This is a genomic window from Jejuia sp. G7-7 (assembly GCF_055808955.1).
The window spans coordinates 986,010-1,009,722 of record NZ_JBVVSZ010000002.1 but is presented as its reverse complement, the minus strand read 5'-3'; the positions used below and the strand labels follow the sequence as shown (position 1 = coordinate 1,009,722).

The window sequence follows — 23,713 nt, the reverse complement described above, 5'->3', positions numbered from 1 at the left end:
AATCAAAGAAAACGACACGTAAATTGTAGTAGACAGTTAATAACCGTAGTCAGAGTAACCAAGAGCTATAAGTCTATAATCCATAGCTTGTTCACTAACTTTAAATCGATTACTTAACTTTCTACATTTATTGTCATAATCCAAATCATCTGGAAGCTTTTTAATTTCTTCAGAAATTAATACCTCAGGCATCAACAAAGAAGCAGCAAATCTATTTGCTTCTCTTTCCCAATTATAATTTGACCCACTACTACTTTTTCTAAATAACTTCCCTCCTCGATGATAATCAACAAATAACGATTGATGTTTTATATGTAACATATAATGACCTATTTCATGTGAAATAGTAAATCGTTGTCTGGTTTCTGGATGACCTTCATTCACACCAATAATATCATTATTGTTTTTTCTCACTAAAAAGCCAGACACCTCATCATCTAAATCTTGATATTCAACTTGTATCCCAAGAGATTTAGCAAGCTTAGAAGTCTTTACAGGAGTCTTCAATAAACCGTGATTTATCAACAGTTTTTCTGTTAACTTATCTATTTCCTTATTTCTCATTTTTGGATAAGATTTCTTTTAGAACGTCAATAGTCTTAGTATTGTTTGAATTTGTAGATTTGTTTAATAGTTCAATTAATTCACTATCTATATTATCAACAAGAGACTGATATTCTGATGTGGTAGGTAAAATATCAGAGATTTCACATTTGAGAGCAATTGCTATTTCATATATAGCCTTTAAAGTAGGTTGTTGATTTCCAATCTCAATATTGGATAGAGAAGACCTACTAAGATAAATTTGTTTTGCAAGTGCTACTTGACCAACTTTCTTTTTCTTCTTAGCTTCTTGATATTAGCCCCTATCGAGTTACAAAGTTTTTGAGTGGTGTCCGTCATATTGTCGTCACAAAGATAATATAAAATGTCAATTTAACAAACATTATTAAGGAATATTTTATATTTTTTGCTTGTATTATATTTTTCCTTATCTTTGTCGGTAAATGATTTCTGGATGGACCAGAAACAAAAAAATCAGGTAGATTTACCACCCGATTTTTGATTTTTAAGAATTTTTTGGGTCTAGTTAACCCAAAAACCCTTGAACTGTAGGAGGTACAAAGGTACATATTCTTATTAAAACTACCAAATCTGGTGATTTACCTTGTTTTGTAACTAATTAACCGAAACAAGTAACTCTTAAATCAAAATTAAAATACCTCAATTAACACCTTTATCACATAAAGGTAATTCACTCTAGCCATTGTTTGGGGTTAATGGAAAGCAACGGCTTTTAAGTTTTTTTATTAATACAAAATTAGTAGGATATGTACCACTATAAAGTAAACAAGAAGAGGTTTGAATCCAGTGAACCTGAAATCACTGGCAAGGAAATATTAAATAAAGCAGGTCTAATTCCAGAAGAAGATTACGAGTTGTTATACAAAGTCAATGAGAAAGGGTTTGTACCGATTCAGTTAAATGAAGAGGTTAACCTTAAAAAGGTCGGTATTGAAGGTTTTAAAGCTTCAATGTATAAACCTACTCTTATTAAAGTAGATGATAAAGATATTGAAGTTGAGGAGTGTTTCATGACCCCTTTAGAAGTTATGGATGCCGCTGGTATAGATTCTGATATCTTTTCTCTTATAGAAATAAGAAGAGGTGGTGTTGAGGTTTCTTATAAAGACGATGTAGAACACAAGATAGCTATTACTAAAAAGTCGTGTTTTGTAACCTGTAAGATTGAGGTTGAAATCGAATGTGTAATTGTTAATGCTAAACCAAAAGAATGGACTAAACCAAAAATATCTTTTGATGAGGTAGTGATACTTGCATATAATTCAATCTCAAATAACCCAAATATAATTTATACCGTAAATTACATAAAGGGTGTTCCAAGTAAACCAGAGGGCAGTATGCTTAAAGGGGATGTGATTTCTGTTAATAATAAAATGATATTCAATGTCACCAGAACAGATAAATCATAGTAAGGATGTTAAGGACCTATGTAGTGATGACTACGTTGTGGAAATAAAAGGAAGTTTACTTTTAATTCACGATGTTCCTTATTTGAACTCGAAAAAGGAATTGTTGAACGGTACGTTAGTTTCTAACGTACCTTCTCCAAGACCCAATGACCATGTTGTAAGTTTTATAGGTGAAACACCTTGTGACTATAATGGCAATTCGATGAACAATTTAATTAATAATAGTAGTAATAGAGATTTGGGTTACGATGTAATTGTTAATCATATGTTTTCACACAAACCTACTCCTCTCTACCCAAACTATTATGAAAAAATGGTTACCTATGTTAAGATTCTTTCTAATCAAGCTCAAAAGCTTTATCCTGAAGCTACAGCCAGAACAGGAAGAATAATAGAGTCAAAATCGAAAGAATCGGTATTACATTATAGTGACACAAACTCTTCAAAGGCAGAAATAGATGCTATAAACCAAAAGTTGTCAGGACTGAAAATAGGGATTATTGGACTTGGTGGAACTGGTTCATATATACTAGACAAGGTAGCTAAAACACTTGTTTCTGAAATACATCTATTTGATGGTGATATTTTTAAACAACATAATGCCTTTAGAAGTCCAAGTGCTACAACCAAAGAAGTAATAGATTTAGGAGAGTTCAAGGTGAATTATTTAGCGGAGTTGTATGGTAAAATGCATAAATACATCACACCTCATCCAAAATTCTTAAATCAAACAAACTTAGGTTTGTTAAATGGTTTAGACTTTGTTTTCATAGCTATTGATAAAGGAAGTGTAAAACCCATGGTTTTCAAGAAACTTGAAGAACTAAATATTCCCTTTATAGATTGTGGTTTAGGAATTGAAAGAGAAGCAAATCAGTTAATGGGAATTGTTAGGACATCATTAAGTACACCTGAGCATAGAAAACACATGTATGAGGGTATTATAAGCTTTGTAGATAACGAAGAGGATGATTACTCTACTAACATCCAAATAGCTGATTTAAACGATCTCAATGCTTTATTTGCAATTATGAAGTGGAAAAAGTACTATGGATTCTTAAATGACTCAAGGTCAGAACTTCATAGTACATATTCAGTAAATGTTAACGCTGTTTTTAATGATGATGCAGCATAAGTTTGTTGAATTTATGCCTGACGAAATTGAGGAAGGTATAGTTTATATTTCTACTGAATATAATACAGTAATTCATTTATGTGCCTGTGGATGTGGAGAGGAGGTAAATACTCCTCTCTCACCTACGGGTTGGGAACTAACATATAATGGTAGAACTATTAGTTTGAGTCCATCAATAGGAAATTGGAGTTATAATTGTCGTTCTCATTATTGGATAAAAAAGGGGAAGTTATTTGGTCAGATAACTGGTCTGATGAGCAAGTTGAACTTAAAAGAAAATACGATAAAGAAGAACTTGATTCTTACTATATGAGTGAAGCATCAAAAGAAAATTCTTTAAAATCAGATGATAGTAAACCTGAAGTTCAAGAAAAAAAGACAAGTACAATATGGGACAAACTGTTGGTTTTTTTGGGTTTCCTGAATAAGTTTTAATATATATATTTACACAATATAAAATTCAACATAAATGATTACATAAGAAAAATTAAAATATAAAAATTAGCGTTGCTAATTGTTTCCCTATACGAAAATCTGGAAAATTTGAATTAAAGAGGAAACAGTTGAGTCAATGCGTCTTTTGGGCGTGTTACTTTTGCTGTTTATTGTCTTTAAGGTGTTTCCAGATACCTCGTATAGCATAAACGTTAGTCAGAGGTTCACGCCTTCTTTTATTATTAACCTTAAAAACTACCTAAAGAACCTTATGGTAGAACAGAATCATATCATGAAAAAATTAATCTTAACTATTTTATTAACTACAGCTTATTTTGTATCACAATCTCAAGAAATCACCTCTTCAAAACCAATAAAAACCTATTACAAATCGGGTGACCAAATAATTCAAACGACTTCAAATGGTGATGGTGTTATTTTTATGTTTCAAGATGAAAGATATAGCCATATAGATGAAATTATTAGTGTTAACTTTGAGAATAAAGAGAAAATGTTATACTTTTTTGATAAAGTATCTGAAATTCAATCAGCTCCAAAGACTGAAAAGACAGTAGATTTAAATGTATCAATGAATGAACACGTACTTAATGATAAAGATGTTAATATCATAAGAAAAGGTTCAAAACAATTTGTTACATACATATATGTTGGTGAAGCATATTCAATTATTCCTAAAACTTATCTTAAAAAACTTTTAAATAAAATACATTCTTAATTTTAGATTTCTACTATATAATCTAAATGGATTGTGCATCAATCAAATAAATAGACATAAAAAAACCACTCATTTGAGTGGTTTTTGATTATTGATTAAATATTATTTACATTTCCAATAAATCTTCCTCATCTCGTTTATTAATAGATGCTAAATCGTCAATCATTTTATCTATCTGACTTTTACGGATATCAATAACGTTAACACCTTCAGAAAGATTAGTTTCTTTTTTGTCGTCAACCTCTTTAGGCACAACTAGTTTAATTACTTTCCCTTTGTTGTTTTTACCCATTTTGTTTTTCTTTTACCCTTTCAGCTGCCTTTGTTTCTAATATGAAAAGAGATTTCAAAGGTATACTATTTGTTGGATATATTTCACCTTTCTTTTTCAATTTATCTATGGTTTTTCCATTTTCTTTTTCTTTCTTGAGTCATTTTGAAAAAACTAAGATACCTTCTAGGAGATACACCATCAAACAAAAGTATTTGTACTTTATTGTGTTCGTTTTCATTTTCTGTTATAGAATCATTATGGAGTTCAGGAGCTTTACTTTTAATATAGGGCTCTATATAATATACTTTTTCTATACCAGCTGCGATTATATGTCTAGCACAATTATGACAAGGATACGTAGTGCAAAAAAGTGTTCCTCCTCTAATTTTTTCACCATTTAGTTTACCTGCATTAATAATAGCATGCATTTCTGCATGTACAGATCTAGAAAATTCAATCAAAGATTTAATAGACGAATCTTCTAATGTTTCGTCCAATAAGGTAGTGATTTTATCTTTAACACTATTAATGTCTTCTGAATTTTCTTCAATAATTTTATCTTCAAACTCACTTTTTATGTACTTTTTTATAAGAGATTTATTGTAATCATTAAAACATTTCCCATGATTGAAACATCTATTATCATTAACGTCATCACTTGTATATAAGTCACCTTTATATTTTGGAACATCGTTCCAACCAGTAGATATTAATTCTCCTGTTTTACTAATTATAGAAGCACCTACTTGTCGAGACAAACATGCTGAGTTAACTGATGCAGATTTAGCTTCATACATAGCTCTTTCTTTTATTGTGGGCGTTTCAATACCGTATTCAAAGATTAAATTTACATATCTATCTATTTTCTTTTGAATATCAGACTTTGTACTCTCTTCAACTCTAATAAAGAAATCAGCATCAACAAATACTTTTCTAACTTGCTGACCATTCTTGTTAGGAAGGTTTTCAAATTGATCAATTGCTATTAATTTTTCGGCTTCATTTATTGTTATATCGGGATATGATAAATTATTAATTCTTTCTTTTAAAGGTGTATAAATACTTAAAAGGTAAAAGACTCCTTGATAAACATCTCTAAAAGTAGAAAGTTCACTTGTGTGTTTAATAGAATCTATTATATAACAAATTCTTTGAGACTCAACTTTATCTACATCTCTAGTGGTTTGAACGTTAAATTTGTTTTTTTATCTGTTGCTATTTGAGTAATAGCAACATTTGCTAAGTAATCTTTTCCATATTTTCCTCTTAGAAGATTACCTGTTTCTATTTTTTTTATGTATTCGTTAAACTTTGGGGTTTTATCTTGATGATAATTATCACTATTTATAAAAGGATCAATAAATTTCCTAAGCTTAATCCTTTTAACAGTATAACCGAACCCCTTAAAAGCCTCTTCAATACTATCTACAACTTCTTTTTTTATGGAGCCTATTTGCGAACAAATACCAAACACTACTTCTTCTGTATGAGTTTCTTTAACCCTATCCGATGTACTCTTATCAGAAGAAGTTGATTTAGATTCTAATGGTTTTAATTTTTTTCAGCCATATATTAATTTAGAATTTAATTTCAATAAATATTATCTTACTATGTAAATAACTACCACATTTATTTAATAAAAAGTATAACCAATAATAAGCCTTACCTAAGGTATAATCTTGTATAAACTAAAGAAAATACTATATTGTTAGGTAACCTAGTAAGACTAGTTTAATGCTACTTCAAAGGCTAATAACTTTAGGGGGAATAATTACAAATGTAAGAATACTAGTAAATATTTCAATGTAAAAACCTATACAATTTTTGATTATGACAAAAAGAAATTACAAATATTGATTTACTATTTTAAGAACTTAATGATGAATTTAATATATCACTACTATAACCTTTAAGCTATAGCCTAAATTTTAAGTGTTTTCTCTAGAACTCTATGAATAACTATTCAAGAATAGTAAGAGTTCTTTTTCTAAATATTATACTACCCTAAATATTCAATAATATCCAATCCATGTGGTTAAGAATTAAACTCAATATGACACAAATAATATTTCACTTCGACCACCACCCGACCACCATTTTGACCAATTTTGGTCATTCTGGGGTACTTTTTGGGTGGATTTTTTGAATCGTCTAATGACATATTACTTATATCATATTGATTCTTAACCACATAGACTGGATGTATAATATTTTATATAAACCCCAAGGGGAGGGTTTTAACTAAAAGACTCCCTGACATCAATTCATTAAAAAGTATATCCGAGAGATGAATTTTAAATAATCTACCAACAGGATTGAATCACAGGAACATTACAATTGAAAAACTTATTTAAGTTTTTAATAAATAGTTCTTTGACACTATCAATTAAATCTGAAGTTGTAGATAAACTGTCGTGTCGTGTTACTATAGGTACATTAGGTAACTTCTGAGACAACTTCTTTGTGGAGTAATCTAATATACCTTTAGATTCAATTCGTTGTATCAGAACAGCCAAATCTTGATAGTTCTGTAATTTGAATTGGTCTAAAATCTTCATTGTACTTGGGTACATATTTCTAAATTCTTTCACAGGTTTTTTAGGGTTTTTAAAATTAGAATAAATCGAGTTAAGAACTACTTGTTTAGAACAGTCCCTTAAATTACTAAAACTAAAATCTCTACAACGTTTCTCTTTGGAATCATATAAGTTGACTTTATAAAAGTCATAGTTATCATTAGTCTTTATAATCTCTCTTTTAACTAATTCTTCTCCAACTTTGTTATAAATATCACCTTGTCTGATGTCAAAAATGAAATTACGAACCTCAACAAAATCAATACTTTCGACGTCATTTATTAATATAATACTTATATTATATATTATTTCATATAATTTTATTTGATACTCATTTAGATAGTCTAAGTTATTATCATATAACAATGATAACCTCCTCTCAATTTTTTTATTTAAAGATTTTATTAGACGACTCTTCCTTTGGTCTTTTAATGACCTTACTTCATGGTAACAATTAAGAATAATTTCCAAAATAACAGACAAAATGAACGGTTGTGAGCTCTTCACATCAAGTTCCACCAATTTCTTATCATTACATAAAACAAACTGTTTTAAATCTGATGGAAGACTTGTAAACAAACTATGAAGTCTACTATCCTTACCTTCTCTGGAGTAAATTTCTAACTGAGATTCAAAATTCTTAACGAAGAACAATCTTCTAGTTTTTCTATTTTGAGTTACCTCATCACTAAAAGAATATTTCTCATTTATGTATTTTATAGCTCTCTCCTTATCTATTTTGAAATATTCTTTATCAATCCATTTAGTTAAATGTTCTGTTGTATAGTCGGCTTTACTTGAACGTTGAATTTGATATTTTAAATGTTTTTGTGATATTTTTTCGTTCATTTTAATATGTTTTAAAACATCAGACTCAAAATCAACTATAATTTTATACCCACGGGCTTTTCCAGTACTTCCAGGGACATTAAATCGTTCAGGTGATATATCTATTATTCTCAATTTTTCGAGTAACCTAAGTTGTTCCATAGTCTTTTCTCCATTCACATCATATCTCTTTAGAAGTCTTGAATCCAAATTAATATGGTCATTCAATCCTCTTAAAGTATTAGTCTTGTTATCTAGAAACTGTTTTTTATAAATTAGACCGATTACACCAAAAACAATATCAAGGTTTAATAATGGTTCTCTCTTATTTAATTCTATCAAAGTTTGGTATAGGTCTAATGGAATACTAGTATAAATTTCTTTTCTTTTCATAATAAATTTTTTAATTTCTATCTCACATCTTCATAAAGTATTTATGTCATTTTATTCAATTATGAATAGTTGAAGATAGTATTGGATTTAACAAAATTTAGAAGGTGTTTTTAGAATTGTAAAAACCACTCATTCTATCTACAGTATAGACTTAAAATAAGTTGTTGTAAATCAGATGATTACGATTTTAAGAGTAAAAAACACAAATAACTGATAATGAGTCAGTTAAAATATTTATTGAAAATGCATTTTAATTAAGACTCGAAGATTATTGAACCTTTATTTGAAATTAGGTCTTATGTATTATAAAGAAGTACTTAATCTTTGAGATACTGATTTAACAGTAACATAAGCCTTACCCGTTAATTTTGAAGTTTTTGATATACTTAATCCATCATTTAAAAGGCTTATTACATCCTTATGTCTCTTCATATAGTCTTTATTAGACATAACAGCTCCTAACTTTCGCCCTTTGTATACACTGCCCTTTGCTTTAGCTATTTTAATCCCTTGTAATTGTCTTTCTTTTATGGCTTCTAACTCTAAACTTGCAACTGAACTCAATAAATCAATTATCATTTTTGTAATGAGATTTATAGAACCGTTTTCATTAAGTAAAGTCATTTGAATGTTCTCACAAAATATTTGTGTTTTGTTTTCTATAAACCAATTTAACTGATTTTGAATATCAACAATATTTCTACCCAACCTATCAATAGATTGAACAACAACATAATTAACTTTTCCACTCTTAATATCATTAATCAACTGTTTTGCTGATGGTCTATCATTAAATGGAATAGTTCCTGATACTTTATCAATGTATAGACAATAATTTTTATTAATTTGTCTATCTATATTTTGTATTTTTGTAGAAACACGGATGTATTTAGCTTTTAACATGTTGTATTACAGTAATTTATATGGAATATACAAATATATAAAGTTTTCGACTTTCCGTACATTGCACGCCGGATGATAATTCATAATATAGAATTGCCTTACAAACTAAATCTCTTTGGTAAAAAACCATGGGAAGTCCCGCATTTAGATACTTTGGAATTATGGAAGTTTGGAGATTACAAAACCTATACATCTTTAAAACTATTGACTAATGTGCTAGGTATTCCTTCGCCAAAAGATGATATTGATGGGAGCGAAGTTTGTAAAGTATTTTATGAAGAAAATGATATTGATAGAATTATAATTTATTGTGAAAAAGATACTATCGCTGTTGCTCAAATATTTTTAAGATTACGAGGCGATGCGCTTTTAAGTGATGATGAAATTATACATGTGTAATTCATATTATAAATACGATATTTTAAAACCTAAATTGGTATAAATGCCTAAAAACCCATTATTAAAAATAGAAGATTTATCGATTTCATTTGGAGATAATGAAGTGATTCATGGTATTTCATACCATTTAAATCAAAACGAAATATTGGGTATTGTTGGAGAATCTGGTTCGGGAAAATCGGTATCTTCATTAGCTATTTTAGGGCTTTTGCCCAAAAGAATTTCAAGTATAAATACTCGGGCATATTTTTTATAATGAAGAAGATGTTGCCAGACTTTCCGACAAGGAGCTTCAAAACATTAGGGGCAATAAAATAGCCATGATTTTTCAAGAACCGATGAGTTCTTTAAATCCTTCTATGACTTGTGGTAAACAGGTTCAGGAAATTTTGTTGCAACATACCAAATTGTCTAAAAGCGAAACAAAAAGCGAAACTTTATCTTTATTTGAGAAAGTAAAGCTCCCAAATATAGAACGTGTTTTTAAGTCTTATCCTCATGAAATTTCGGGCGGTCAAAAGCAGCGTGTTATGATTGCCATGGCTATTGCTTGTAAACCAGATATTTTAATTGCAGACGAACCAACTACCGCTCTTGATGTAACCGTTCAAAATGAAATTATTGCGTTATTAAAAGAGTTACAAGTTGAAACTAAAATGAGTATTATTTTCATTACTCACGATTTATCTTTAATTTCTGAAATTGCCGATAGGGTCCTAGTCATGTATAAAGGCGATATTGTTGAACAAGGTAGTATTACGGAGATTTTTAAAATCCAAAAAACGATTATACAAAAGCATTAATCAATTCTCGTCCTTCTTTAGATGAACGATTGAAAGTACTTCCAACAATTCAAGATTTTTTAAATGATACTACAAAATCTGAAACTATTTCTAAAGCGCAACGTAAAAAAGCGCATGAAGCTCTGTATAATACCCCCTTTACTTGAAGTAATTAATGTTGAAAAAGAATACTTCTCAAAATCGGGATGGTTTTCAAAACCTGAATCTTTTAAAGCTGTAAATGGTGTAAGTTTTAAATTATATGAAGGCGAAACTTTAGGCTTAGTTGGAGAATCTGGATGCGGAAAATCTACTTTAGGCAACGCTATTTTACAATTAGATAAAGCGACTTCAGGAGCTATTATGTATAAAGGTGTAGATATCACGAAGCTTTCAAAATCTGAAACAAGAAAACTGCGTAAAGACATTCAAATTATTTTTCAAGATCCTTTTGCTTCACTTAATCCAAGAATTCCAGTTGGGAAAGCTATTATGGAACCTATGCAAGTTCATAATTTATACAATTCTGATAACGAACGAAAGGAAAAAGTATTAGAGATTTTGAATCGGGTTGGTTTATCTAAAGATTATTTTAACCGCTATCCGCATGAGTTTTCTGGTGGTCAACGTCAACGTATTGGAATTGCTAGAACGATTGCATTACAACCTAAATTAATTGTTTGTGACGAATCGGTTTCGGCATTAGACATATCTGTTCAAGCACAAGTTTTAAATTTATTGAATGAACTTAAAGCAGATTTTGGATTTACTTACATATTCATTTCTCACGACCTAGCTGTTGTAAAATATATGGCAGATCAGTTATTAGTAATGAATCAAGGACAAATTGAAGAACTCGATGATGCTGATATAATTTATACCAATCCTAAGAAAGCCTATACTAAAAAATTAATTGAAGCTATTCCTAAAGGTATTTAAATAAAAGTAAAATTTAGACAAAAAAAATCCCGAAAGAAACTTCGGGAAGACTTAAAATATTCGTGCTACAAACTAATGTTTATAGCATAAATACTTTTTTGGTTAGATAAAGTAAACTCTTTACAAACTTTACATTGTCCTGTAAAGTTTCTTTAAATTTACTATCATTTTTTGTAGGTTGTTCAGGTAGATTTGTTGCCATTTCCATAAGGTTTTTAAGTTCAAGATAGATTTGGGGAAAAATCTATAGTATTTGGTTAATTTGGGGACTGCTAATATCTACTTTTATTTCAGTATATCAGTTTAAAAACATATAAATTCGATGAAATGTAAATAAATTTAACAATTTGTCGATTTTTCTGTAATTTATTGATCTAGATATTCATCTCTGGAATATCTCCTTCTATAATTAATTCGCCTTCTGTGGCATCCTTTATTACTTCAACTGTAACTCCTGGAGCTCGCTCTAAAAGTTTAAATCCTTTTTCAGTCACTTCTAAAACCGCAAGATTGGTCACTATTTTTTTAACGCAACCCACTCCGGTTAGAGGTAATGAACATGCTTTCAATAATTTTGAAGCGCCTCTTTTATTGGTATGCATCATTGCAACAATTATATTTTCTGCACTTGCCACCAAATCCATAGCTCCTCCCATACCCTTAACCATACGACCTGGGATTTTCCAATTGGCTATATCTCCGTTTTCCGCAACTTCCATAGCTCCTAAAATTGTTAAATCTACATGTTGACCTCTAATCATTGAAAAACTTAAGGCAGAGTCAAAAAAACTGGCTCCTGGCAGAGTTGTAATAGTTTGTTTTCCTGCATTAATCACATCGGCATCTTCTTCGCCTTCAAAAGGAAAAGGTCCCATACCTAAAACACCATTTTCACTTTGGAATTCAACTTCTATATCATGCCGAACATAATTTGCTACTAATGTTGGAATACCTATACCTAAGTTTACATAGTATCCATCTTGCACTTCTTTTGCAATGCGTTTCGCTATACCGTTTTTGTCTAACATACTTAATAAGTTCTGAGTTAAAAGTGCCTTAAGTACTTAAAGTTAGGCACACGATTAATATTTTGTCTATAAAATTATAAGTATTTATACGTTTGATTAAGCCAACACTTGGCACTTTAAATACTTATAATTTTTTAACCTTTAGGTCTTACCGTTCGTTGCTCGATACGTTTTTCATACATCTCGCCTTGAAAAATACGTTGCACAAATATTCCAGGAATATGAATTTGATTAGGGTCTAATACTCCAAGTGGCACTAATTCTTCTACCTCAGCAACTGTTATTTTTGCCGCACCACACATGTTTGGATTAAAATTTCTAGCGGTACCTTTAAAAATTAAATTGCCTGCTGCATCTCCTTTCCATGCTTTTACGAAAGCGAAATCGGCTTTAAATGCGTGTTCTAGTACATACATTTTTCCGTCAAATTCTCGAGTTTCTTTGCCTTCTGCAACTTCAGTACCATAACCCGCAGGTGTATATATTGCTGGAAATCCCGCTTGAGCAGCACGACAACGTTCGGCTAAGGTACCTTGTGGAATTAATTCTACATCTAATTCTCCAGATAACATTTGGCGTTCAAACTCATCATTTTCTCCTACATAAGAGGATATCATTTTTTTGATTTGTTTTTGTTGTAATAATAAACCCAAGCCAAAATCATCTACTCCAGCATTATTGGAAATACAAGTGAGCCCATTTACATTCAACTTTACCAATTCAGCAATTGCATTTTCGGGAATACCACTTAACCCAAAACCACCAAGCATAAAAGTCATATTATCCTTTACACCACTTAGCGCTTCTTTAACGCCTGATACCTTTTTATTAATCATAGTAATTAAATTTTACTTCTATACCTATTCTGTATTAAAATTACGAATAAAAAAGCCCATTCCAAAAAAAGAATGGGCTGGTAATTTTATATGATTAACGTCTTCTAAAACTCTAAATCGTCGGGAACTTCATCTTCTATTGCATCATCATCATCAATAACTGTTTTACTAGTGGCCTTAGAACAATCTACAACTATTGACAGATTGCTAGGTTCTTCAAAATCTTCTTTGGAAATATTTAAATCTTCATCGGCATAACAACTCTTCATATATAACCCCCAAATAGGTAATGCCATAACGCCTCCTTGACCGTAAGTAATCGATTTAAAATGAACCGATCTCTCTTCTCCACCAACCCAAACACCAGTAACTAAATTTGGTACCATTCCCATGAACCAACCATCACTTTGGTTTTGAGTTGTTCCTGTTTTTCCAGCAATAGCGTTTTTAAACTCATAAGGATACCCAGTAACCACTTCTTTGTATTCAGCCCTATTTCTTTTGTAGGTATGACGTAGACTTGCACCAGAACCATATTGTGTAACACCTTCCATTAGTTTAGTGGCTACATATGCCGTTTCTTCACTTAGTACATCACGAGTTTCTGGAGTAAATTGATATAATATAGTGCCGTTTTTATCCTCTATAGTAGTTACCATAACAGGTTTAGTATACACCCCTTTATTTGCAAATGCAGAATAAGCACCTACCATTTCGTAAACACTTAAATCTGGTGTTCCTAAAGCAATTGAAGGTACTGGTAAAACTTCAGATTCTACGCCTAATTTAGTGACCAAATCTGCTACAGTTTGTGGCCCAACTTTATCAATTAATCGTGCTGTAATTGTATTTACTGAATTTGCTAAAGCATTTTTTAATGTTCGGTTACCTCCATAATTATTACTTGAATTTTTTGGGCACCATTCTTCTGGATTACCGAATTTATTGGCTTCAATACAAAACGGTGTGTCTGGAAATTCATCACAAGGGGAAAAATGTAATTGATCAATGGCTGCAGTATATACAAAAGGTTTAAAGGTTGAACCTATTTGACGCTTACCTTGTTTTACCATATCATATTGAAAGTGTCTATAATCCATGCCACCAACCCATGCTTTTACATGACCTGTATGTGGATCCATTGACATCATTCCTGTTCTTAAGAATGATTTATAATAACGCATAGAATCGATAGGCTTCATAATCGTATCTATCTCACTAGGCTTTCCTTCTTTCCATGCGAAAACCGACATTGATACTGGTTTTTGAAACGATGCTTTAATCTCTTTATCAGATTTTTTTAAATCGTATTTCATATGTCTCCACCGCTCTGATTGTTTCATAGAACGATTCAATAAATCCCTTATTTCGTCCTTTTCTAAATCTAAAAATGGTGTGGTAGGATTTCGCTTTGGTGTGTTTTGAACAAAATATTCAGCTTGAAGTCTTGGCATGTGTTGCTGTACAGCATCTTCAGCATACTTTTGCATGCGTGAATCTAGTGTGGTGTAAATGGTTAAGCCATCGTTATACAAGCTCCATTTTGTGCCATCTGGTTTTGGGTTATCTTTAATCCAATCTTTCATAAAACTGGAAAGGTACCCTCTAAAATACGTGGCGATACCGTCACGATGTGATTGAGGTGTGTATTTTATATCTAATTCTGTTTTTTGTAATGAGTCTTTTAAAGTTTGATCTATATAACCATTACGCATCATTTGGAATAAGACCACATTTCGTCTGTTTTTAACACCTACTGGATTTCTTCTAGGATTATAAAGCGAAGAGTTTTTAAACATTCCCACCAACAATGCACATTCTTTAAGATCTAATTCTTTAGGTTCTTTATCAAAATAAATAGCTGCTGCGCTTCTAATACCATCTGCATTATTCCCGAAATCATAAATATTGAAGTATTGGGCAATAATCTCTTCTTTGGTATATTGGCGTTCTAAACGTGTAGCGATAATCCATTCTTTTGCTTTTTGAAGTACTCTTTCTATAATATTCGGCGAACCTTCTCCATGAAATAATTGTTTCGCTAATTGTTGAGAAACTGTACTTGCTCCACCGCTACCAGGTTTAACAATAGCTCTTAACGTTCCTCTTGCATCTATACCTGCGTGCTCTGTGAAACGTTCGTCTTCAGTTGCAATTAATGCATCTACCAAATCTTGTGGTAATTCATCATACCCAACAGGTGTCCTGTTATCATTAAAATAAAATTTTCCCAGAGTTTGTCCATCAGAAGACATAATTTCAGTAGCTAAATTGGTTTTGGGATTTTCTAAAACCGTATGATCAGGCATTTCTCCAAACCTTCCCCATGATGCCAATAAAAATAATAGGATTAAGAGTAAAGCTCCTCCTAAAAATGTGATCCAAAACCACCTGATGTATTTTGAAAAATCTTGAGCTTTCGTAGTTTCTTTTTTTGCTTTTGCCATAATTAAATGCCTAAAATATTTTAAGTTATAAGTACTTAAAGTTAGTTGATAGGTTATGGTTTTTCTATTCTAAAACCAATATCTGTAATACCTTCCAAAGCTGTAACACCGTTAACTTTTCCGCTTTCACGCATAGCATGTTGGATGTTAACTTCGTATACGCCTACTTCGCTAAATACTACACTTTCTTTATACCACAATTTGTTTTCTTTTGTATCTGTAACGCCAGTTCCTAAAAGCTTTCCTGTAGGATCTGCCATTCTATATTCTAAAGTATCCTTGATGGTTTTCCCATGCGGAAAAGTCATTTCAACTATTAAAAACAAATTATTGTACTTATAAGCGTTGGTATTTCTGAGGTTTACAAATAAATTATATGGGTTAATTGTATCTGGTGGGTTAATTTTAAAACTTACTATAGAGTCTTTATGCCATTCGTTTGGCACAGACTTGTACTTGTCAAAAACACGATTTTCATCACAAGAAACACTAAAAAACACAACTACCAATACTAAGGTACTATTTCGGATTATTCTTAGCATTTTGATTTTGCGGTTTTCTTTTATTGTTTCGTCTTCGCTTATTATTTGGGTTTGACTTATTATTGGACGTCCCATTTTTGTTGCCTTGTCCACTTTGTTTTGACTGGTTATTACCTTGGTTGCCCTGAGCACCTTTTTTATTTTGTCCTCCTTGATTCCCTTTGCGTCTATTATTTTTACGTTTTTTATTACGTTTTGGACTATCAAAGCGTGTTAAACTATCTTGACCAACAACGTTTTCAAACTCCGTTTTCGTATCTTCAACAAGTTCTAAAGCATATTCTTCAAGACTCGCAATCTTTTTGTTTTGTTTGTTAGCTTCAATAATTTCATTAGCTTGTTGCGTAGTTATTTTATGCCAATTCATCCATTCGCCTTCATAAGCATACCACATATGGCCTTTAAAAATATCTGTTTTTTGGCAAACTGCTGTTCCTTTTTCAGTACGTAATTTAATGTCAGTTTTCGGAAAATCTTTTAACGCATCCAAATAAGTGTCTAATTCATAATTCAAACAACATTTTAGTTTACCACATTGACCTGCTAATTTTTGAGGATTCAAAGATAATTGTTGGTAACGTGCTGCAGAAGTACTTACCGATCTAAAATCTGTTAACCAAGTAGAACAGCATAATTCTCGTCCGCATGAGCCAATACCACCAAGCCTTGCTGCTTCTTGACGAAACCCAACTTGCTTCATCTCTATACGTGTTCTAAATTCTCGTGCAAAAACTTTAATCAATTCCCTAAAATCTACGCGTTCTTCAGCTGTATAATAGAAAGTAGCTTTACTGGCATCGCCTTGAAATTCAATATCTGAGATTTTCATCTGCAATCTTAAATCTATTGCAAATTGGCGTGCTTTTACCTTCATTGGCTCTTCTTTGTCTCGAGCTTTTTGCCAAATATCAATATCTTTTTGAGATGCTTTTCGGTATATTTTTAAAACTTCTTCGCCTTCAGGAGAAATGTTTTTGCGTTTCATTTGTACACGCACCAATTCCCCAGTAAGGGTAACCATGCCTATATCATGTCCTGCTTTAGCTTGAGTAGCGACAACGTCTCCAATACTAAGTGTTAAGTTTTCTAGATTTTTATAGTAGTGTTTTCTACCATTTTTATAGCGTACCTCAACCCAATCAAAAGGTGTTTCGCCATTTGGTAAAGACATGTTAGATAACCAATCGAAAACAGTTAATTTATTACAACTATCTGTGCCGCAAGTACCATTATTTTTACATCCTTTAGGTTGACCGTCGTCTCCAGTAGAGCAACTGTTACAAGCCATAACTATTTTATATATTGATTCTGATTAAAACTGCTATTTTATCAGAAGAAGGTTAATAAATAACTTTGATGTGTAAATATAAGATTATTATGAGGACTTAAAAAGAAAGATTAAGGGTTTACCTTATTTGTGCCTCTAAATAATTCTTAAAGCCTTCTAATATCTAAATCTTCTTTTATTTTTTCCTCAGTTGGTCTTATCCAAATTAGATAAATTATCAAAATAACACCTAACATGATAAGGTCGTTCCTTAAAACTAATATCACAAAAGCAGCGCCTTCAATTACTGCCCAACGTATAATTGAAGCAGACTGATATAGCATTAGCTTATCTTCAAAATTTAAATTTGAATCAATCTTTTTCAATTGCATCCTAAATAAAAAATTACTTAAAACAAATGCAGCAATGGGAATACATAAAAAATAATTGATTCGGTATCAAAAACAGGCGATTTTAAGTTTTTAAAATCTAGAAAATTTCCTAAAATTACGTAGGCCAAAATCGTTCCTAAGCACATCGCTGCATGAATAATTTTAAATACTTTTAATTTATTCTCCATCTACAATTGAATTATTTTTTCTTCAAAACCTCAAAAATATTCCTCAAATCTTTTTTGTATGGTAAATGATCTGCACGTCCTTTTTTAAAAATATCGTTGCTATTGCCTTGTCCTTTTCTAAGCTCTTTTTGCTCCTCAAAAGGTAACGCATGTATCTCTTTACAGTTTGTAGAACAGCAATTATTCATTTCGGTTTTACAATTATCACATTGAATAAAAAGTAAATGACAAGCATCGTTAGCACAATTGGTATGTACATCAAACGCTGCTCCACATTGGTGGCATTGCGCAATAACATCATCACTTATTTTTTCGGCCCTGCGCTCATCAAACACAAAATTCTTACCTATAAATTTATTTTCAAGATTTTGCTCATTTATCTGCCTTGTATATTCAATAATCCCACCTTCTAGCTGAAACACATTTTTAAAACCCTTGTGTTTAAAATAAGCACTAGCTTTTTCACAACGAATGCCGCCTGTACAATACATAACCAAGTTTTTATCTTCTTTATGATCTTTTAAATCGTCCTCAATAATATCTAAAGATTCTCTAAAGGTATCCACATCAGGCGTTACAGCGTTTTTAAAATGTCCAATCTCACTCTCATAATGGTTTCGCATATCCACCAAAACAGTATTTTCATCTTCAATAAGGTCATTAAATTTATCAGCCCCAACATGCACGCCTTTATTTGTAACATCAAAAGTAGCGTCGTTTAAACCATCGGCAACAATTTTATGACGCACCTTCACTTTCAGTTTTAAAAACGACATATTATCCTGCTCCACAGCAATATTCAATCGTATATCTTTTAAAAAATCTATGGTATCTAAATGTGCTTTAAATTCCTCAAATCTATCAGCAGGTAAAGATAGTTGTCCGTTAATCCCCTCGGTTGCCACGTAAATGCGTCCTAAAACGTCAAGCGCGTCCCAGGCTATAAACAATTGGTTTCTAAGTTCTTGAGGATTGGCAATTTTGGCGTATTGGTAAAAGGAAAGCGTCAATCGATCTTTGCCAGCTTTTTCAATTAATTCCGCTCTCTCCTTCGCGCTTAATTTATTGTACAGTTGCATGCTATACTAATTTTTAAGGTGTTATCCCGTTTGTAATTTGAAAATATTTCGAATCACAAAGGTACAATTTCTAAATAATTGGGCATATGGAATTTAATTTTTTTGGACGCTACCCTAAAGGGTCGGGCTATCCGCTATATCTTTTTTAAAGCTTCGCTTCGATACCTTCAACCAAAATATATTTTGGTCTCGGTAGTCTCAAAAAAGGATGTCGCTACTATCCCTAGCGTACTTATCCGCCAAGGCTAGTAAATAAACTTAAAAATCTAGGAAATACTTGTAAACATAAAAAAAGCACTTTTAGTCAAACTAAAGTGCTTTTTTCTGAGTAACTCTTCATTAAAATTTTTCTTTTTCATACAAAAATTAACTAGAGCTAACAGCAACGGGCTTTACAATTTTCTATAATCTGATATACAACAATTGGAACACCTAATGCCTTATGTAAACATGGTTTCAGGGTATTGATTTTTTCTTTTTCACAGCAAAATTTTACCCACTTTAATATGTAGATGCAAAATAGTTTAAAAGGTTGCGTGGTAATACCAAATTTATTTTAAAATGGGTGATAATTATATTGATATGCTATTGTAATATGATAAAACTTGTAGTATTTTAGCGTGAATAATTTTACAGAAAAGACAAAATGAGCAACGAAAAAGAAGCAAAATTAAAAGCACTTAAACTTACACTAGATAAATTAGACAAAGCCTACGGAAAAGGTACTGTAATGAAAATGAGCGACCAAGCAGTCGTTGATGTAGACGCCATTCCTTCTGGTTCTTTAGGTCTAGATATTGCATTAGGCGTTGGTGGATATCCACGTGGTAGAGTGGTTGAAATTTACGGTCCAGAATCATCAGGTAAAACAACCTTAACATTACATGCTATTGCCGAAGCACAAAAAGCAGGTGGTATTGCAGCATTTATTGATGCAGAACATGCTTTTGATAGATTTTATGCCGAAAAATTAGGTGTGGATATTGATAATTTAATCATTTCCCAACCAGATAATGGAGAACAAGCTTTAGAAATTGCCGATAATTTAATTCGCTCAGGTGCTATTGATATTGTTGTAGTCGATTCAGTTGCTGCATTAACACCAAAAAGCGAAATTGAAGGCGAAATGGGAGACTCAAAAATGGGGCTTCATGCACGTTTAATGTCTCAAGCCTTAAGAAAATTAACGGCTTCAATAAGTAAAACAAATTGTACTGTAATATTTATTAACCAATTACGTGAAAAAATAGGCGTAATGTTCGGAAATCCAGAAACTACTACTGGTGGCAACGCCTTAAAATTCTACGCATCTGTAAGGCTAGACATTCGTAGATCTACGCAAATAAAAGACAGCAGCGGTTCTGTTTTAGGTAACAAAACCCGCGTAAAAGTGGTTAAAAACAAAGTTGCACCTCCGTTTAGAATGGCTGAATTCGACATTATGTATGGTGAAGGTGTTTCTAAAGTTGGAGAAATACTAGATGTAGCTGTAGAACACGAAATCATCAAAAAAAGTGGTTCATGGTTTAGCTATGGCGATACGAAATTAGGACAAGGTAGAGATGCCGTAAAGTCCATTATAAAAGATAATCCCGAACTTTTTGACGAACTTGAAGAGAAAATAAAAGTGGTCATAAAAGGCGAATAAAATTATAAAAAATCCCGTTAAAACGGGATTTTTTAGTTTTGTACTATATCATTTCATAGAAATTTTAAAGTTTATGAGGTTTCTACGCAACCATTTTAATAAATATACATCTAGTAAGTGAAAAGATTAATTTAATAACCCAAATTGATTGTTATGAAAAAGTTTTTAATTTTAAGCTTTATAGTAGCTTTACTATTTTCTTGTGATACAGGAGACGACCCAGTAAATTATAGTTTTGAAATTCTACCTGTTGAAAGTGTTGATATTCCTGATGAGTTTATCCTTGGAGAAGTTTATCCAATAACGGTTAGTTATTTAAGACCTTCAACATGTCACTTTTTTAGAAATTTTTATTACCAAAAGGAAAACAATGAGCGCACAGTCGCAATTATTGATGTTGAATTTGAAGAAAATGATTGTGAAACATTAACAGATGAACTTGTTGAAAGATCCTTTGATTTTAAAGTAACCAGTAATGGCTCATATATCTTTAAGTTTTGGCAAGGTAAAGATGAAAATGATGAAGATATATATTTAACCATTGAGGTTCCAGTAGTAGAGTAAAACTTAGTATTAACCAAATTAATCTTTGTATCACTTGAGTTTAAATCTACTCATAGAAAATTGTAAAAAAATGATACTAAAGCACAAGGAGAATTATATAAGCTCTTTTCGAGCAAGTTGTTTTCTACATGCTTAAAGTATTCGCGCAATTATGCCGAAGCTGAAGATAATTTACAAGATGCATTTTTAACAATTTTTGATAAAATTGAACAATTTAAACACAAAGGCTCTTTTGAGGGTTGGTTAAAACGAATTACAGTAAATACCGTTTTACAACGCTATAGAAACGAAAAAGTTTTTGATATAATAAATGAAAATACAACTGAAGCTGTTGAAATAGAAATTGAAGAAGACCAAGTCTCTATCGATTATTTATTACAAATTATTCAGGAATTGCCCGATAGATACAGATTGGTGTTTAACCTCTATGTGCTTGACGGGTATTCGCATAAAGACATAGCAGAACTGCTAAAAATTACAGTAGGCACTTCAAAATCGAATTTAGCCAGAGCACGACAAATTTTGAAGCAGACTATTGAAAAACATAACGAAAAGCAAAACCTACAATCCTTATAATGGGAGATAAAAAACATATTGATAGATTATTTCAGGAACGTTTCAAAGATTTTGAAGCCAAACCTGATGATGCTATTTGGGAAAACATAGAAGCTAAGCTTAACGAAAAGAAGAAAAAGCGCAGAGTAATTCCTATTTGGTGGCGTTACGCAGGTGTCGCTGCCCTTTTGGTGTTGGCACTTACTTTAGGTTCTAAATATTTTGGAAATGATAATACCGAAATAACACCTCAAGTAGTTGATATAGAAAACAACGATTTACAAAATACAAAAGAAACAGAACATCAGGATCTAAGCAATCATGACGCGACTGAATCTGTTATTGTAAATGTTGAAAAAGATAAAGAAAACTCAAAAGCATCTTCAAATCCATCTCAACAAAATAGAGATAAGCAATTAAACCTTAACAAACAGTCAACATCAATTGCAAACTCTAACAATTTGAATGATACAGAGAAATCTAAAACTATTTATAAAAATAATTCATCTGTAAAAAACAATGTTATTACTAAAACTACTCAAGAGCAAAAAGAGAATGTAATTATAGCAGAAAATTCTAATATCAAAACAGATAAAAGTGAAAAAGTATCTACTTCAAATAAGAACAATACTACTTCTAACGCTTTATTTAAAAATGAAGATTCAAAAAATATAGCAGAAAATAAAACTTCTGATACATCTAAAAATATCTCAAAAAACAATTCATCTGTAAAAAGTGATGTTATTACTAATTCTAAAATTACTCAAGGGCAAAAAGGGAATGTAGTTGTAGCAGACAATTCTAGTATTAAAACAGATGAAGTTAATAATACTAGTAAAGCCGAAAAGGTAGTTGAAATAGCAGAAAATAATCCAAAAAAGGAACCACAAACCATTGAAGAAGCCATCGCGAAAAATGAATCACTTCTTGAAGAAGATGATACTAATGTTGTTTTAAAAAAGTGGGGGATTGCGCCTAATGCAGCACCTGTATATTTTAGTAGTTTGGGTAAAGGCTCTTCGATGGGGCAAGAATTTAACAATAACTCTAAAAGCGGCGAGGTTAATATGAGTTATGGTTTAAATGCAACTTATGCTATAAATAATAGAGTTACTATCCGTTCTGGAGTTAATCGTGTAAACTTAGGGTATAACACTAATGATGTTGTAGTGTTTCAATCAGTAAACGCAAGTGCATCAAATATTAAAACTCTAGAAACTATAAGTAGTAATGCATCTGATGAGGTTGTACCAACTAACAGTTTAAGTGCTGGAAATGATGTTACTATTATTAGCGCAGAGGCTTTTAAATCTAATAATAACATTGCACCTCTTGATGCTTCAAATACAACTTTAAATCAGTCGTTTGGTTATATAGAAATTCCGTTAGAAATTCAATATGCAGTTTCCACAAAACGATTTGGTGTAAATGTTATAGGAGGCTTTAGTTCACTCTTTTTAAATAATAATAATTTATTTTCTGATGTTGAAGGACAACGAACACGTTTAGAATCCCTAGATAATATCAATAAAACAAGTTATAGTGCCAATTTTGGATTGGGACTAAATTATAAAGTATCAAAGAAAATTAATTTGAATTTAGAACCTATGTTTAAATATCAAATTAATACGTTTAAAAATACATCTGGCGACTTTCAACCCTTCTTTATTGGGGTATACACCGGATTCGGAATTAAATTTTAGGTTTTTGGTTAGATCTGATATTGATTTCCTTTAAGCTCGGAAATTGATGTCTATAAAAACTGCTCTCCCC

Annotated in this window: 21 protein-coding genes and 4 pseudogenes; 11 read left to right on the top strand and 14 right to left on the bottom strand. The window is 31.4% G+C overall.

Annotated elements, in window-relative coordinates:
• Positions 1 to 36: 36 nt before the first annotated feature.
• Entirely contained in the window at positions 37 to 564 is a 528-nt protein-coding gene (locus tag AC0L5U_RS14785; protein WP_473417213.1) for an ImmA/IrrE family metallo-endopeptidase, read from the bottom strand.
• Positions 554 to 838, bottom strand: a pseudogene (locus AC0L5U_RS14780) (helix-turn-helix transcriptional regulator); the annotation flags it as partial. The pseudogene AC0L5U_RS14780 and the gene AC0L5U_RS14785, both read right to left, overlap by 11 nt.
• A 493-nt stretch (positions 839 to 1,331) precedes the next feature.
• Here AC0L5U_RS14780 and AC0L5U_RS14775 point away from each other — a divergent pair.
• The 5 genes from AC0L5U_RS14775 to AC0L5U_RS14755 all read left to right on the top strand — a co-directional run bounded on the left by AC0L5U_RS14775 (position 1,332) and on the right by AC0L5U_RS14755 (position 4,300).
• Positions 1,332 to 1,994 carry a multiubiquitin domain-containing protein gene (locus AC0L5U_RS14775; protein ID WP_473417212.1) on the top strand — a complete coding sequence of 221 codons (663 nt, stop codon included), beginning with the start codon at positions 1,332 to 1,334 and terminating at the stop codon, positions 1,992 to 1,994.
• Positions 1,969 to 3,129: a ThiF family adenylyltransferase gene (locus AC0L5U_RS14770; protein ID WP_473417210.1), complete on the top strand. Its 1,161-nt coding sequence runs from the start codon at positions 1,969 to 1,971 to the stop codon at positions 3,127 to 3,129. The genes AC0L5U_RS14775 and AC0L5U_RS14770 overlap by 26 nt, the downstream gene beginning before the upstream one ends.
• Complete coding sequence (locus AC0L5U_RS14765; RefSeq protein WP_473417209.1) at positions 3,095 to 3,442, top strand: ubiquitination-like system serine protease family protein; 348 nt, start codon at positions 3,095 to 3,097, stop codon at positions 3,440 to 3,442. Before AC0L5U_RS14770 ends, AC0L5U_RS14765 begins: the two co-directional genes overlap by 35 nt.
• The gene (locus AC0L5U_RS14760; RefSeq protein ID WP_473418347.1) at positions 3,340 to 3,564 is read left to right on the top strand and encodes a hypothetical protein; all 225 of its coding nucleotides are present in this window, start codon (positions 3,340 to 3,342) and stop codon (positions 3,562 to 3,564) included. Before AC0L5U_RS14765 ends, AC0L5U_RS14760 begins: the two co-directional genes overlap by 103 nt.
• Before the next feature lie 292 nt (positions 3,565 to 3,856).
• Positions 3,857 to 4,300 carry a hypothetical protein gene (locus AC0L5U_RS14755; protein ID WP_473417208.1) on the top strand — a complete coding sequence of 148 codons (444 nt, stop codon included), beginning with the start codon at positions 3,857 to 3,859 and terminating at the stop codon, positions 4,298 to 4,300.
• A 106-nt stretch (positions 4,301 to 4,406) separates the two neighbouring features.
• On the opposite strand, the gene AC0L5U_RS14750 is transcribed toward AC0L5U_RS14755, so the two are convergent.
• The 5 genes from AC0L5U_RS14750 to AC0L5U_RS14730 form a co-directional block, all read right to left on the bottom strand.
• Positions 4,407 to 4,592, bottom strand: a complete 186-nt coding sequence (locus AC0L5U_RS14750; RefSeq protein WP_473417207.1) for a hypothetical protein — start codon at positions 4,590 to 4,592, stop codon at positions 4,407 to 4,409.
• Positions 4,593 to 4,693: 101 nt separating this feature from the next.
• Positions 4,694 to 5,701, bottom strand: coding sequence for a deaminase (locus AC0L5U_RS14745; RefSeq protein WP_473418303.1), 1,008 nt, complete (start codon positions 5,699 to 5,701; stop codon positions 4,694 to 4,696).
• A 41-nt stretch (positions 5,702 to 5,742) separates the two neighbouring features.
• Positions 5,743 to 6,048: a hypothetical protein gene (locus AC0L5U_RS14740; protein WP_473417206.1), complete on the bottom strand. Its 306-nt coding sequence runs from the start codon at positions 6,046 to 6,048 to the stop codon at positions 5,743 to 5,745.
• A gap of 829 nt (positions 6,049 to 6,877) precedes the next feature.
• Positions 6,878 to 8,371, bottom strand: coding sequence for a hypothetical protein (locus AC0L5U_RS14735; RefSeq protein ID WP_473417204.1), 1,494 nt, complete (start codon positions 8,369 to 8,371; stop codon positions 6,878 to 6,880).
• Between the two features lie 303 nt (positions 8,372 to 8,674).
• The gene (locus AC0L5U_RS14730; RefSeq protein ID WP_473417203.1) at positions 8,675 to 9,274 is read right to left on the bottom strand and encodes a recombinase family protein; all 600 of its coding nucleotides are present in this window, start codon (positions 9,272 to 9,274) and stop codon (positions 8,675 to 8,677) included.
• Between the two features lie 39 nt (positions 9,275 to 9,313).
• Between AC0L5U_RS14730 and AC0L5U_RS14725 the strand changes: the two are divergent.
• Both AC0L5U_RS14725 and AC0L5U_RS14720 read left to right on the top strand, forming a co-directional pair.
• Positions 9,314 to 9,673: pseudogene (locus AC0L5U_RS14725) on the top strand (ribonuclease H-like domain-containing protein); the annotation flags it as partial.
• A 43-nt stretch (positions 9,674 to 9,716) separates the two neighbouring features.
• A pseudogene (locus AC0L5U_RS14720) lies at positions 9,717 to 11,394 on the top strand (ABC transporter ATP-binding protein).
• Positions 11,395 to 11,768: 374 nt separating this feature from the next.
• On the opposite strand, the gene AC0L5U_RS14715 reads toward AC0L5U_RS14720, so the two are convergent.
• From AC0L5U_RS14715 to trhO, 7 genes are all read right to left on the bottom strand, one after another.
• Positions 11,769 to 12,422 (bottom strand): 3-oxoacid CoA-transferase subunit B, encoded by a 654-nt coding sequence (locus AC0L5U_RS14715; protein WP_473417202.1) that lies wholly within the window; start codon positions 12,420 to 12,422, stop codon positions 11,769 to 11,771.
• 134 nt (positions 12,423 to 12,556) lie between these two features.
• Positions 12,557 to 13,258: a CoA transferase subunit A gene (locus AC0L5U_RS14710; protein WP_473417201.1), complete on the bottom strand. Its 702-nt coding sequence runs from the start codon at positions 13,256 to 13,258 to the stop codon at positions 12,557 to 12,559.
• 104 nt (positions 13,259 to 13,362) lie between these two features.
• A complete protein-coding gene (locus AC0L5U_RS14705) occupies positions 13,363 to 15,705 on the bottom strand; it encodes a transglycosylase domain-containing protein (RefSeq protein ID WP_473417200.1) in 2,343 nt (780 codons plus the stop codon).
• Positions 15,706 to 15,758: 53 nt separating this feature from the next.
• Positions 15,759 to 16,247 carry a gliding motility lipoprotein GldH gene (locus tag AC0L5U_RS14700; RefSeq protein WP_473417198.1) on the bottom strand — a complete coding sequence of 163 codons (489 nt, stop codon included), beginning with the start codon at positions 16,245 to 16,247 and terminating at the stop codon, positions 15,759 to 15,761.
• The gene (locus tag AC0L5U_RS14695) at positions 16,225 to 17,535 is read right to left on the bottom strand and encodes a PSP1 domain-containing protein (RefSeq protein ID WP_473417197.1); all 1,311 of its coding nucleotides are present in this window, start codon (positions 17,533 to 17,535) and stop codon (positions 16,225 to 16,227) included. The genes AC0L5U_RS14700 and AC0L5U_RS14695 overlap by 23 nt, the downstream gene beginning before the upstream one ends.
• Before the next feature lie 146 nt (positions 17,536 to 17,681).
• Complete coding sequence (locus AC0L5U_RS14690) at positions 17,682 to 17,900, bottom strand: hypothetical protein (RefSeq protein ID WP_473417196.1); 219 nt, start codon at positions 17,898 to 17,900, stop codon at positions 17,682 to 17,684.
• 205 nt (positions 17,901 to 18,105) lie between these two features.
• Positions 18,106 to 19,173, bottom strand: a complete 1,068-nt coding sequence (gene trhO / locus AC0L5U_RS14685) for an oxygen-dependent tRNA uridine(34) hydroxylase TrhO (RefSeq protein ID WP_473417194.1) — start codon at positions 19,171 to 19,173, stop codon at positions 18,106 to 18,108.
• Between the two features lie 646 nt (positions 19,174 to 19,819).
• Here trhO and recA point away from each other — a divergent pair.
• From recA to AC0L5U_RS14665, 4 genes and pseudogenes are all read left to right on the top strand, one after another.
• On the top strand, positions 19,820 to 20,821 hold the full coding sequence (gene recA / locus AC0L5U_RS14680; RefSeq protein WP_473417193.1) for a recombinase RecA: 1,002 nt from the start codon (positions 19,820 to 19,822) through the stop codon (positions 20,819 to 20,821).
• 153 nt (positions 20,822 to 20,974) lie between these two features.
• Positions 20,975 to 21,385, top strand: a complete 411-nt coding sequence (locus tag AC0L5U_RS14675; protein WP_473417192.1) for a hypothetical protein — start codon at positions 20,975 to 20,977, stop codon at positions 21,383 to 21,385.
• A 34-nt stretch (positions 21,386 to 21,419) separates the two neighbouring features.
• Positions 21,420 to 21,961 (top strand): annotated as a pseudogene (locus tag AC0L5U_RS14670) (RNA polymerase sigma factor).
• On the top strand, positions 21,961 to 23,643 hold the full coding sequence (locus AC0L5U_RS14665; protein WP_473417191.1) for a porin family protein: 1,683 nt from the start codon (positions 21,961 to 21,963) through the stop codon (positions 23,641 to 23,643). Before AC0L5U_RS14670 ends, AC0L5U_RS14665 begins: the two are co-directional and overlap by 1 nt.
• The last annotated feature ends 70 nt before the right edge of the window (positions 23,644 to 23,713 follow it).